The sequence below is a fragment of the Vibrio sp. UCD-FRSSP16_30 genome, assembly GCF_001676025.1.
Taxonomy (GTDB): domain Bacteria; phylum Pseudomonadota; class Gammaproteobacteria; order Enterobacterales; family Vibrionaceae; genus Vibrio.
This window is the reverse complement of sequence record NZ_LZFW01000025.1, coordinates 1-15740: the sequence shown is the minus strand read 5'-3', so window position 1 is coordinate 15740 and position 15740 is coordinate 1. Positions and strand designations below refer to the sequence as shown.

The window sequence follows — 15740 nt, the reverse complement described above, 5'->3', positions numbered from 1 at the left end:
ATGATCGAAAGATTTGTCACTTGGGTCAAGGCTGTAGGAACCATCGGTATTAAGAGTAAATCCAGCGTGATTATAAGGCGTACTGAATTTCGCGGTATCACCATGATCAACATCTGTTGAGGTGATTTGCCCTTGGATAACAGGCTGACCTTCATCCACAGTTTTCGAACTAATGTGGCTGATAACAGGATTATCATTAGTGCCATCAACACGAATCACTAAGTTCTGAGTAACGCTATTTCCACCCTGAGTATCCGTGGCAATCACAGGAATAATTAATGTTTCATGCTCACCCACTGCTAGATAATCGAAAGATTTATCACTTGGATCAAGGGTGTAAGCACCGTCTGGATTAAGCGTAAATCCAGCGTGATTGTACGGCGTACTGAATGTTGCTGTATCACCATGATCAACATCCGTTGAGGTGATTTGCCCATGAATAGTAGGCTGGCCTTCATCCACAATTTTCGATGTGATGTGACTGATAACAGGATTATCATTGGTACCATCAACTCGAATCACTAGATTCTGAGCAACGCTGTTCCCACCTTGTGTATCCGTGGCAATCACAGGAATAATCAGAGTTTCATGCTCACCTACTGCCAGATGGTCGAAAGATTTGTCACTTGGATCAAGACTGTAAGAACCATCAGGATTAAGAGTAAATCCAGCATGATTATAAGGCGTACTGAATGTTGCAGTATCGCCATGGTCAACATCTGTTGAGGTGATTTTCCCTTGTATAACGGGCTGACCTTCGTCGACGGTTTTCGAACTAATGTGGCTGATAACAGGATTATCATTAGTGCCATCAACACGAATCACTAAGTTCTGAGCAACGCTATTTCCACCCTGCTTGTCCGTGGCAATCACAGGAATAATCAGCGTCTCATGTTCACCCACAGCCAAATGGTCGAAGGATTTGTCACTTGGATCAAGGGTGTAAGAACCATCTTGATTAAGCGTAAATCCAGCGTGGTTGTACGGCGTACTGAATTTCGCGGTATCACCTTGGTCAACATCCGTTGAGGTGATTTGCCCATGAATAGTAGGCTGACCTTCATCGACGGTTTTCGATGTGATGTGGTTAATCACAGGATTATCGTTGGTGCCATCAATACGAATAATCAAGTTCTGAGCAACGCTGTTCCCACCTTGTGTATCCGTGGCAATCACAGGAATAATTAATGTTTCATGCTCACCCACTGCTAAGTGGTCAAAAGATTTATCACTTGGATCAAGACTGTAAGAACCATCGGGATTAAGGGTAAATCCAGCATGGTTGTACGGCGTACTGAATGTTGCCGTATCACCATGATCAACATCCGTTGAGGTGATTTGCCCTTTGATAACAGGCTGACCTTCGTCGACGATTTTTGATGTGATATGACTGATAACAGGATTATCGTTAGTGCCATCAACTCGAATCACCAAGTTCTGAGAAACGCTATTTCCACCCTGAGTATCCGTAGCAATCACAGGAATAATCAGCGTTTCATACTCACCCACCGCTAAGTGGTCAAAAGACTTATCACTTGGATCAAGACTGTAAGAACCATCAGAATTAAGGGTGAATCCAGCGTGATTGTACGGCGTACTGAATTTCGCGGTATCACCATGATCAACATCCGTTGAGGTGATTTGCCCGTGCATAACGGGCTGACCTTCATCCACCACTTTAGAAGTTATGTGACTAATCACTGGATTATCATTAGTGCCATCTACTCGAATCACCAAGTTCTGAGAAACACTGTTTCCACCCTGTGTATCCGTAGCAATCACAGGAATAATCAGCGTTTCATGCTCACCCACCGCCAAATGGTCGAAAGATTTGTCGCTTGGATCAAGGGTGTAAGAACCATCGGGATTAAGAGTAAATCCAGCATGATTGTACGGCGTACTGAACGTTGCAGTATCACCATGATCGACATCTGTAGAGGTGATTTGCCCTTGGATAACAGGCTGACCTTCATCCACAGTTTTCGAACTAATGTGGCTGATAACAGGATTATCATTAGTGCCATCAACTCGAATCACCAAGTTCTGAGTAACGCTATTTCCACCCTGAGTATCCGTGGCAATCACAGGAATAATTAATGTTTCATGTTCACCCACTGCTAGATGATCGAAAGATTTGTCACTTGGGTCAAGACTGTAAGAACCATCAGAATTAAGAGTAAATCCAGCGTGGTTGTACGGCGTACTAAATGTTGCAGTATCCCCATGGTCGACATCTGTTGACGTGATTTGCCCTTGCATAACGGGCTGACCTTCATCCACCACTTTAGAAGTTATATGACTAATCACTGGATTATCATTAGTGCCATCAACACGAATCACTAAGTTCTGAGTAACGCTATTTCCACCCTGAGTATCCGTGGCAATCACAGGAATAATTAATGTTTCATGCTCACCTACTGCTAGATAATCGAAAGATTTATCACTTGGGTCAAAGGTATAAGAACCATCGGTATTAAGAGTAAATCCAGCATGATTATAAGGCGTACTGAATGTTGCAGTATCACTATGGTCAACATCCGTTGACGTAATTTGGCCATGAATAGTAGGCTGGCCTTCATCCACGATTTTCGATGTGATATGACTGATAACAGGATTATCGTTAGTGCCATCAACTCGAATCACTAGATTCTGAGCAACACTGTTTCCACCTTGTGTATCTGTAGCAATCACAGGAATAATCAGCGTTTCATGCTCACCCACCGCCAAGTGGTCAAAAGACTTATCGCTTGGATCAAGGGTGTAAGAACCATCGGGATTAAGGGTGAATCCAGCATGATGGTACGGCGTACTGAACGTTGCAGTATCCCCATGGTCGACATCTGTAGAGGTGATTTGCCCTTTGATAACAGGCTGACCTTCATCGACGGTTTTTGATGTGATATAACTGATAACAGGATTATCGTTAGTGCCATCTACTCGAATTACTAGATTCTGAGAAACGCTATTTCCACCCTGTGTATCTGTGACAATCACAGGAATAATCAGCGTTTCATGCTCACCCACTGCCAGATGATCGAAAGATTTGTCACTTGGATCAAGGGTGTAAGAGCCGTCTGGATTAAGGGTGAATCCAGCGTGGTTGTACGGCGTACTGAACGTTGCAGTATCCCCATGGTCGACATCTGTAGAGGTGATTTGCCCTTTGATAACAGGCTGACCTTCGTCGACGATTTTTGATGTGATATGACTGATAACAGGATTATCGTTAGTGCCATCAACTCGAATCACTAGATTCTGAGAAACGCTATTTCCACCCTGCTTGTCCGTGGCTACTACTGGAATAATTAGAGTTTCATGCTCACCCACTGCCAGATGGTCGAAGGACTTGTCACTTGGATCAAGGGTGTAAGAGCCGTCTGGATTAAGGGTGAATCCAGCGTGGTTGTACGGCGTACTGAACGTTGCAGTATCCCCATGGTCGACATCTGTAGAGGTGATTTGCCCTTTGATAACAGGCTGACCTTCGTCGACGATTTTTGATGTGATATGACTGATAACAGGATTATCGTTAGTGCCATCAACTCGAATCACCAAGTTCTGAGAAACGCTATTTCCACCCTGAGTATCCGTAGCAATCACAGGAATAATCAGCGTCTCATGCTCACCCACCGCCAAATGGTCAAAAGACTTATCACTTGGATCAAGACTGTAAGAACCATCAGAATTAAGAGTAAATCCTGCATGATTGTACGGCGTACTGAATGTTGCGGTATCACCATGATCGACATCTGTTGAGGTGATTTGACCATGAATAGTAGGCTGCCCTTCATCCACGGTTTTCGATGTAATATGACTAATCACAGGATTATCATTGGTGCCATCAACTCGAATCACCAAGTTCTGAGCAATACTGTTTCCACCCTGTTTGTCTGTGGCAATCACAGGAATAATCAGTGTTTCATGCTCACCCACCCCCAAATGGTCGAAGGATTTGTCACTTGGGTCAAGGGTATAAGAACCATCAGTATTAAGAGTAAATCCAGCATGATTATAAGGCGTACTGAATGTTGCGGTATCACCATGGTCAACATCCGTTGACGTAATTTGACCATGAATAGTAGGCTGACCTTCATCCACGGTTTTCGAACTAATTTGGCTGATAACAGGATTATCATTAGTGCCATCAACACGAATCACTAAGTTCTGAGCAACGCTATTTCCACCCTGCTTGTCCGTGGCAATCACAGGAATAATCAGCGTCTCATGTTCACCCACAGCCAAATGGTCGAAGGATTTGTCACTTGGATCAAGGGTGTAAGAACCACCTGGATTAAGCGTAAATCCAGCGTGGTTGTACGGCGTACTGAATGTTGCCGTATCACCATGATCAACATCCGTTGAGGTGATTTGCCCTTTGATAACAGGCTGACCTTCATCGACGATTTTTGATGTGATATGACTGATAACAGGATTATCGTTAGTACCATCAACTCGAATCACCAAGTTCTGAGACACACTGTTCCCACCTTGTGTATCCGTGGCAATCACAGGAATAATCAGCGTTTCATGCTCACCCACTGCCAGATGGTCGAAGGATTTGTCACTTGGATCAAGGGTGTAAGAACCGTCTGGATTAAGGGTGAATCCAGCGTGATTGTACGGCGTACTGAATTTCGCGGTGTCACCATGATCAACATCCGTTGAGGTGATTTGCCCTTGCATAACGGGCTGACCTTCATCCACCACTTTAGAAGTTATGTGACTAATCACTGGATTATCATTAGTGCCATCTACTCGAATCACCAAGTTCTGAGTAACGCTATTTCCACCCTGAGTATCCGTGGCAATCACAGGAATAATTAATGTTTCATGTTCACCCACTGCTAGATGATCGAAAGATTTGTCACTTGGGTCAAGACTGTAAGAACCATCAGAATTAAGAGTAAATCCAGCGTGGTTGTACGGCGTACTGAATTTCGCGGTATCACCATGGTCAACATCCGTTGACGTAATTTGACCATGAATAGTAGGCTGCCCTTCGTCCACGGTTTTCGAACTAATGTGGCTGATAACAGGATTATCATTGGTGCCATCAATACGAATAATCAAGTTCTGAGCAACGCTGCTCCCACCTTGTGTATCTGTGGCAATCACAGGAATAATTAGAGTTTCATGCTCACCCACCGCCAGATGGTCAAAGGATTTATCACTTGGATCAAGACTGTAAGAACCATCAGAATTAAGAGTAAATCCAGCGTGGTTGTACGGCGTACTAAATGTCGCCGTGTCAGTATGGTCAACATCCGTTGACGTAATTTGGCCATGAATAACGGGCTGCCCTTCATCCACAGTTTTCGAACTAATATGGCTGATAACAGGGTTATCATTGGTACCATCAACTCGAATCACCAAGTTCTGAGCAACACTGTTCCCACCCTGTGTATCCGTAGCAATCACAGGAATAATCAGCGTTTCATGCTCACCCATCGCTAAGTGGTCAAAAGACTTATCACTTGGATCAAGGCTGTAGGAACCATCGGGATTAAGGGTGAATCCTGCGTGATTGTACGGCGTACTGAATGTCGCCGTGTCAGCATGGTCAACATCCGTTGACGTAATTTGACCATGAATAGCAGGCTGCCCTTCATCCACGGTTTTCGAAGTAATGTGGCTGATAACAGGATTATCATTGGTGCCATCAACACGAATCACTAGGTTCTGAGCAACGCTATTTCCACCCTGTTTGTCTGTGGCAATCACAGGAATAATCAGCGTTTCATACTCACCCACCGCTAAGTGGTCAAAAGACTTATCACTTGGATCAAGACTGTAAGAACCATCAGAATTAAGGGTGAATCCAGCGTGATTGTACGACGTACTGAATTTCGCGGTATCACCATGATCAACATCCGTTGAGGTGATTTGCCCTTGCATAACGGGCTGACCTTCATCCACCACTTTAGAAGTTATGTGACTAATCACTGGATTATCATTAGTGCCATCTACTCGAATCACCAAGTTCTGAGTAACGCTATTTCCACCCTGCTTGTCCGTGGCTACTACTGGAATAATTAGAGTTTCATGCTCACCCACTGCTAGATAATCGAAAGATTTATCACTTGGGTCAAGACTATAAGAACCATCGGGATTAAGGGTGAATCCAGCGTGATTGTACGGCGTACTGAATTTCGCGGTGTCACCATGGTCAACATCCGTTGACGTAATTTGACCATGAATCGTAGGCTGACCTTCATCGACGGTTTTCGATGTGATGTGACTGATAACAGGATTATCATTAGTGCCATCAACACGAATCACTAGATTCTGAGCAACGCTGTTCCCACCTTGTGTATCCGTGGCAATCACAGGAATAATTAATGTTTCATGCTCACCCACCGCTAGATAATCGAAGGACTTGTCACTTGGATCAAGGCTATAGGAACCATCGGGATTAAGGGTAAATCCTGCATGATTGTACGGCGTACTGAATGTTGTAGTATCAGTATGGTCAACATCCGTTGACGTAATTTGGCCATGAATAGCAGGCTGACCTTCATCCACGGTTTTCGATGTGATATGACTAATCACAGGATTATCATTGGTGCCATCAACACGAATAATCAAGTTCTGAGCAACGCTGTTCCCACCTTGTGTATCCGTGGCAATCACAGGAATAATTAATGTTTCATGCTCACCCACTGCTAAATGGTCAAAAGATTTATCACTGGGGTCAAGACTGTAAGAACCATCAGAATTAAGAGTAAATCCAGCGTGGTTGTACGGTGTACTGAATGTTGCGGTATCACCATGGTCAACATCCGTTGACGTAATTTGCCCTTGTATAACGGGCTGACCTTCATCCACGATTTTCGAGCTAATGTGGCTGATAACCGGATTATCATTAGTGCCATCTACTCGAATCACCAAGTTCTGAGCAACGCTATTCCCACCTTGTGTATCCGTGGCAATTACAGGAATAATTAATGTTTCATGCTCACCCACAGCTAGATAATCGAAGGACTTGTCACTTGGATCAAGGCTATAGGAACCATCGGGATTAAGCGTGAATCCAGCGTGGTTGTACGGCGTACTGAATGTCGCGGTATCACCATGGTCAACGTCCGTTGAGGTGATTTGCCCTTGCATAACGGGCTGACCTTCATCCACAGTTTTCGAACTAATGTGGCTGATAACAGGATTATCATTAGTGCCATCAACACGAATAATTAGGTTCTGAGCAACACTGTTTCCACCCTGTGTATCCGTAGCAATCACAGGAATAATCAGAGTTTCATGCTCACCCACAGCCAAATGATCGAAGGATTTATCACTTGGATCAATGGTGTACGAACCATTCTGATTTAATGTAAATCCGGCATGATGATAGGGTGAACTGAAGGCTGCTGTATCTCCATGATCCATATCAGCTGCTGTGATTTGTCCATGAATAGTAGACTGACCTTCATCTAATAGATGTGATCCCATACGATTAAGTACAGGATTATCATTAGTACCATCAATACGAATGACAAGATTCTGAGCTTGACTATTTTCGCCCTTAGTATCGGTTGCAACTACTGGAATAATCAGCGTTTCATGCTCACCAACCGCCAAATGATTAAACGACTTGTCACGTGGATCTAAGGTATACGAACCATCTGAATTTAAAGTAAAACCGGCATGCTTATATTGAGTACTGAATGTAAAGCTATCACCGTGGTCTACATCACTAGCAGTAATCTGTCCATGAATAATAACATGGCCTTCATACTCCGAGTTCGACTGAATATGGTTTATTATCGGCTTATCATTGGTACCTTCAACCGACACGCTCACTTGTTGGGTCGTAGTTGCACCGTTATCATCAGTCACTGTGACTAGCATAGTTTCCGTATGCGACTCACCTTCAGCCAACGCTTGATGCGCATCATTATCCAAAGTGTAGTGCCACTTGCCTGAGGTTGGGTTTAATACAAATACGCCGTAGTTTCCCTGCAGACTATCAGGCGTATAAGTCAGCACTGCACCATGATCGACATCCGTTGCTTGGACTTGCCCTTCAACAAACAGGGTGCCATCTTCTTTGGTGTCACCATGTTGAGACTGACTGGTAATCACTGGAATATCATTTGTTCCCTGCACAGTAACTGTGATCGTTTGATGTACAGGGGCACCCGAGACACTTGTTGCAGTTACCAGTAAAACCTCAGTATGAGACTCACCCTGAGCTAGATCTTGGTGGTGACTATTATCTAATCTGTAAGACCACTCACCGGTATCCTTATCTAGGGCAAAGTCGCCATATTTTCCATGCAGGTTATCTGGGGTAAAAGTAAGCGCCGTGCCAACTTGGGAGCTTTGTGCATCAACAACACCTCTAGTTACAAGAGTTGAATCCTCCACAACTGTGCCAGATGAGGGAATCCCCGCTACTGGCGGTGTTAAGTAGGAATTATTTGAATGGCTCGTTGTATGTGAAGCAATCGTTGGCAAAAATGCATGAGTTAACTGCCCATAATTGTGGCTTAACGCACCAACAACTGAAGTTATCTGATGATCAATAAAGTAACTATGGTGATAATGATGGCCACCGGCGTTCTCTACATGGTGTTTAGCTTGAAACTCTTGTTCAGCAACATGGAGTGGCGTTGGTACCGGGTTTACGGCCTGATGACCTTTGACATCACCTGACGTATATACCTCTTCTTGAGGTGATTCAGGATACACAACGTGGCTAATTTTGGAGTCATTAACTCCTTCATTAGTAATGTTTTTATCGCTAGAAGTTGCATGGTAAGACGGAAGAATTAATGCTGCAGTTACAGAGCGAGAGAAATACGTTTCAGGCACAATTAGACGTCGAGCCTTCTTTGTGCGAGTCGGCTTGTTTTTATTCTTTGATACTTCTGTAACTTTATTATTCTTGTCTGAATTTGCCATTAATTATTCCGCTATTACGTTCTTCAATAGAGCATTATTTGTAACTAAAACTAAAATGCAGATTACACCCTACATTTTAAAAGATTAGTTGCTACCTCTGCTCTATGAGTAAATATTTACCTGTTAAACACCAGCATGACTGACGTTTAATATTTATGATGACATAGGTCATTGTTATAACTTTTCATTAGCTAGAGCTAATATTCTGCTTATTTCGAATGAGAACTACAGTTTCACAAGTATAGATTTCACGTCATATACAAGAGACAGATCACAATACGAACATATAACTAATCGAAGTATAGAACCCTTTTTTGAGCTTAGAGCAGTTAATACGGCGATTATTGATTATGCTTTAGAGAGGTAATGCCGAAAATTCAGCTGTGATGGGATACTTGGTTAAATGATTAAATTTACTTCGAACTATCAAATACTAAGCATAAAATCTAAAACAAAAAGACTAGAGTTTCTTAAACTACATTTTCGTAAAGCGTAGTACTGCATGACACCGATTAATTACCTAACCATCGGGCATAAAAAATGCCAGCTAAAAATAGCTGGCATTCTGTTTTAATATTTCAGGCTATCTCTAAAGAGACACTGAATATTCTCTATTATCCATGGTGTGCATCACCAACATCGGTATGACCAACTTGATGATCATGATGCTCCATTGGATCTGTATTATCCTGATGTTGACTATGGTCTGCATCTACCTGAGCTGATTGATCCGCAACAGGAATACCATTGCCATCAACAGTTACTGCAGAACCGTGTCCTAATACCACATCAATATCACTTGGTAAGTCTTGCGCATGGCCATCATGTTGGGTATCTAGACCTAGTTGTGCAAGATAAGTATCTGCGCCATGATTAGTATCAGCGGCTAAGTCATCTAGGTTGACTTCTGGGACGTCTGGTGTTGGTTCATCTGAACTCGATGATGAATGGTATTTAAATCCATCAATCTTACCATCGTTAGAATCTCTCTCCACAATAAAATGCCATGTCAAACTATCACCAACTTGGTGGCCACTTTGGTCAACAATATGACCTTCAAAGTGAAGATCAATTCTACCGGACGCATCTACTCGATCGTCAGTACTGCCTGTCTTCCCTTGCCTTGGCACAACGATATATAGACCTTTAAGATCAGCCTCAGATATTTGTATGTTTTTCCCTTGATTAATATCTGAGCTTGATCCTAGCTCTACACCCTGACCATTAAAGATATGAAATTCAGTAATATGTTTGTCATCAATATCAACCCATTGACCGTGTATCAAGTGCTGCTGATGGTCACCATTAAACTCCATAGTAACAACTCGATGATAACCTGCTGGCAAAGAAGTTGTAGTATGTAAAAAACTGTCAGTATTCATGTGGAATGTTTCAGTCGTCGAGTGACTCACCAAAGTTTTAGTATCAACACTACTATGTTGAGACGCTAAAATGGATTCACCATCACTAAATATAATTCCTTTAACGCCATTCATATTCCCAATATCTAATGTTAGTCCGTTAATCCCCTTGATTCCTTGGCTAATATTATAACCTTGAGTTTTGGAACCAGTAATAGTTCCACCAAGTTCATAGTCGCCAGGACTTCCAGGGAGATATAAATAAAATCCGTTCCCATTAACAGAATTAACATGTCCGGTTATGCCATTCATCTCAACAATATCACCCGATGAACCTGATGGATTTTTTTGGTCTTGAGCTGATAATTTTGAAACATCTACAACATGAATATCTGTATGTTGTTCATCAATATGTCCATGCTCATCAATCCGAACATCTTTGCCATCGATGACCAAATGCATTTCTTGTCTCTGTACGGTGTGAGATGTGTGTGTCGTTACAGTTCCATGAATTAAACGCTCGGTGCCCTCAATATTTTTTGTACTGCCTGAAGGAGCATAAATAAGTTTATATTCTGGTTTAATTGTTGTACTCGTACCAGCAGAATCAAGAGTATTACCGGCTTTATCTATAGCCTCCGCAACTAATTGATGCGTCCCTTCACCTAATTTATGTGCATGCTCTTGGCTAGACATATCGTATTCATAATGACCTTTATCATCAGCCACAGTAGAGCCGATCTCGAGATTATTGTCCTTAATAACGACTAAAGAACCAGCTTCCGCTGTCCCTGTTAGTTTTGGGCTAGCATTGTTGTTATTAGCATTTTGTACAGATAAAGTTGGCTTGTGGGTTTCAGTATCAATTGTCACATCACATACTTGCGACGATGCTTGGTTATCAGCATTATCTGTAACCTGAGCCGTAATATGATGGACACCTTGTTTTGTCAATCCACGTGCAGTAAAAATCCAACTAGAAAGAGAGCTTCCATCCCTTTGTGCAAACCCAAGCGAAGTTTTTCCATCAAATATTTCAACTGACTTGGCATCAACATCTACACCTGAGATAGAAAATGTTGGGTTCACATCATTCGTTATATGATCTGAGTTACTGCCGACAGTGGTACTACTAGATGCAGGATCTTGCCCAAATGTATCTGAAGCTGGATCTAAAGAAATTGTCGGCGTATGCAGTGTCGTATCAACAAAATAAGGATGTGCTATCGTATCGGAGCCTTCGATGCCTGCCTTATCTGTTACCACTACTTTAGCCTCGATATTTGTATCGTCTTTCAGGTCTGCTCCTGAAACTTTTATTTTATAAATACCTTGAGCATCTGTAGTTCCATGGAACTCTTTTCCATGCACGGTCAGAGTTACAGCAGCACCATCATGAAATGAACCAGTCACTTTACCCGTTACAAGCACATATCCCTTTGACTCTGAACTATTTATATAATTATCCGTAGTAATATCATCCACGTGGATTTGTGGTGTTGGCGCAATAGTATCAATATTAACTGATTCAGATGTTTTCCCTACATTACCGGCTGTATCTGTCACGGTTGCTAAAATATCAGTTGGACCATCGGGTAAATCTTGTTGCAGCATCCCTTTAGCTAATACAAAGTCACCATTAGCATCTGTTGTTACCTTGTATGTATGTAAATCACCTACAATCTTAATTTCTACTTCTGTACCCGTAGGAATTAGTACTGGCGACTTAACATCAACATGACCAGAAATAGCCGGACGTGGATCATTACCTAACGCAATATCGCGTAGCGTAACTATAGGAATATCTTTTGCAACGGTATAGGCATGAGTATCTGTAGCTGAGCCTGTGTTTCCGGCAGAATCAGTAGTACTAATTTGAGCTTCAAGGCTGGTGTGCCCCATCAACTCATTACTCGGTACGTCAACAGTAAAATGCCCTGAACCATCTGGGTTCTTAACGATAAATCCCGTATATGGAGTGTTATCAATAGTAATAGTCACATGGTCATTAACATCAAACTCTCCGGTAACGACACCTGTAACTGGCACCGTCATACCTTTCTGGGATTCACTGTTATTGATGATATTATCTGTTGCTACACTATCAATGTGAATATGAACTGAAGGTGGGATCACATCTGCTTTAGGAGCGGTCTCAGTTACAACATTAGAAACATTTCCAGCTATATCTGTATATGTCGCACTCAACGCAGTACCTGGTGTCACCTGAGTAGTAATGCATTTTGCTTTGATATCAGCATCACTCAAAACATGATCTTTACTGTCGAAAGTTAAGGTTTCTCCGCTCAAAGCACCATCTGGTAGATCTATTGTAGCTGTAACCTTACCATCAGGGTCCACGTCTTTTTGGTTGTAAATATTGCTTACACTCGTTTTTTGAAAATGAATTGTTGGCTCATCAACTTTAGTATCTAACATAAACTTAAATGTTGTTGACTTAGACACGTTACCAACCGCATCTGTTTGGCGAACATATACAGTGTTTATTCCTTCAGTTGCAGTAAAGCTACTGGTCCAATGAGTGTCATCAACTGAATATTCAACCGTTGCACCTGTTTCTATGCCAGTCACATCCAACGTACCGTCATTAGTCCACTTATCACTACTACTAATACCAGTATCGTTTTTCAAAGCGACTATTGGTTCTGCTACCTTTGTATCTAAGGTAAACACTAATTCATTACTAGCTGCAGAGACATTACCAGCAGCATCGGTCTGTCTAGCTAAAACATGGTTTTCTCCCTCAGAGCTCTGGTATTTTTCACTCCATGTATTACCACCATCTACGGAAAATTCTAACTTCACGTTTGAGCTTTCTATACCATCTATCTGTAAGTCACCATCTTTTGTCATCAACCCTATAGATGAATCAACTATGAAATGCTGAAGAGATATATTCAAAGGATCTGGAGGTGTCACATCAGCATCAGGGGCTATATCTATAGTTGTTGAAGATATATTTCCAGCATTATCCTGAATACTAGCTTCTACTCTGTCTCCAGGATGAACCTCAATAACAACTTCCCCTGAGTTAACAATATCTTGGGTCAGGGACATAGGTTTGCCATTTACAATTAGCGTATCGTGGATAGTTGCATCTGGAGACAACATAATCGTTGCCTTAATCGTTCCATCAGTACCAACTTCTTTTGCATTATATATATGAGGATTACCCTGCTGCCCTTCAAAGTTAATAATTGGAGCGCCAACTTGTGTATCTACACTATAATCATGCACCGCCGTGCCATGACCTGGGTTACCCGCCGCATTTTGAGTATCCATATGAAGATGGAGACTGGTCTGCCCTAGTAACTCTTTAGTCGGTACTGAAATACTGAATTTACCGGATGAATCAACGGTGCCTGTGGCTGAAGGAAGATTATCAATAACAACAATATCGCCACTATTAAAGTCTCCCTGGACTGTACCTGTAATTAATTGAGTTGAGGTCCCTGCATTTATATCAACTAAAGAACCCGCTTCACTTTGATTAATAATATTGTCGTCAGTAATACCATCTACATTTATCGTTACTTTAGGTGTTTCAAGATTCTCAGGTGCAACTTGTACTTTAGCAAGCTCAGATACGTTCCCTGCGTTATCTGTAATACTCGCAGTAACTGTTGAACCTGGTTTAACTTCTGTCATCACCTGACGGGTTAAAATATCAGTAGCGGTTAGCACACGTGGCACATTATTAATCGTTAATGTTTCACCAGCGACAGCATCAAGCGGAATATCAATCGTTGCAGTAACAGTTCCGTCGGAACCTACTTCTTGGATATTATAAATATGATCAGAACCGGAAGTTTCAAGACTAATTGATGGCTTATCAACTTGTGTATCGACACTATAATCATGCGTGGTTGTTGCATGAGCTTTATTGCCGGCAAGATCAGAGGTATCGATGCGCGCTTCAAAACTGTTATGGTCTTTAAGAACGCTTCCAGGAACTTCGATACTAAAGTGACCGCTGCCATCGAGAATGCCTTTATAGGTATCTTTATCTACGGTAACAGTAACCTCATCACCTTGTTTGTACTCACCAGTCACATAGCCAACAACAGATACATCCTTACTAGATTCAGAACTATTAATGATGTTATCAGAGGCAAGTAGCCCTACATGAATTTCCACTGATGGTGGCGTTGCATCGGCTAAAGTCGCTGTCGCGGTGGCGACATTTGATATATTTCCAGCATGGTCAGTAATACTAGCGGTCACTGTTGAACCAGGTTTTACTTCAAAATCAACATGACCCGCTAAAATATCTTGCGCCGTCAGAGAATAATGCCCATCAACAGTAGTTTTCGACACCTGAGTAGTAGTTAATGTCAATGTATCACCTACTACAGCATCTTTTGGTAAATCGATGGTCGCCGTTGCCGTTCCATCCGGATTCAGTTCTGACGCGTTGTAAATACCGTCAAAACCATTATCACTAAAATTAATAGAAGGATCGCCCGCAAAAATATCAACGTCTAAATGATGAGTGGCTTGCGGTGCTGGGTTACCCGCCGCATCCGTTACGTCCGCAGTAATGTCTACAGCTTGAGCATCCGTAAGGTGCCCCAAGGCCGAAGTCGGAATAGTCACACTCCACGCGCCGCCGTGCACATTGCCCGCACCCTGCGTAAAGTAATCTTGACCATTAAAGTGCACAGTCACCACTTGACCGTCTTCGATGTCGTGAGTAGTCCCTGATATGACTAAATCTTTGCCTTGCTCGGCATGGTTTAGCACATCATCACCGGAGACTTTGTCTTCTATCGTAATGGTGCCTGACGTTATATCGGCTGTGGCCAGTGTCGCACTCATCTCTTGTGACGTGTTACCCGCCTGATCGGTCAACGTCACTTTAATGTCATGACCTGGTGCCACTTCGTGCGCAACGGAATGCTGCTGCACGTCGGTATCCGTTAATGCATGAACCGTTTTGTGCCCTTGACCGTCCGTAATGGTTAAGGTATCACCAACTGCCGCATCGATTGGTAACTTAATGGCTACCGTAATGGTGCCATCAGGCCCTACTTCATTCGCATTGTACTCATGACCTGATTGCGCCTGTGGCACACTCAATTTAGGCTCCGTCACCGTCGTATCAAGCGTAAAACTGAACAACGTGACCGCTGACTTATTCCCCGCCACGTCCGTTTGACGCACTTCAACATGATTCACCCCTTCCTTTGCTGTAAAGGTGTCCAACCATGTTTGACCTGCGTCCGTTGAGTATTCAACTAAGGCACCGCCCTCTATACCTTGAACATCCAACGTGCCCGTATTCGTCAGACCATCCGTTGATGAACGGCCACTGTCTGTAACTAACTGAACGATCGGTGTGCTCACCGCATTGTCTAACGTAAAATCAAGCTCATTGGAGGCCAATGATGCATTACCCGCCGCATCCACTTGTCTTACGCTGACCGTATTATCTCCCGCCTTAGGGGCAAAACTGTT

Annotated in this window: 2 protein-coding genes; both read right to left on the bottom strand. The window is 42.8% G+C overall.

Translation table 11 applies throughout. The features are described from left to right. On the bottom strand, positions 1-8901 hold an 8901-nt coding region (locus tag A9260_RS16955; RefSeq protein ID WP_068699049.1), incomplete at its 3' end, for a VCBS domain-containing protein. Positions 8902-9515: 614 nt separating this feature from the next. After that, a partial coding sequence (locus tag A9260_RS11285) for an Ig-like domain-containing protein (RefSeq protein ID WP_156684046.1) occupies positions 9516-15740 on the bottom strand: 6225 nt, incomplete at its 5' end.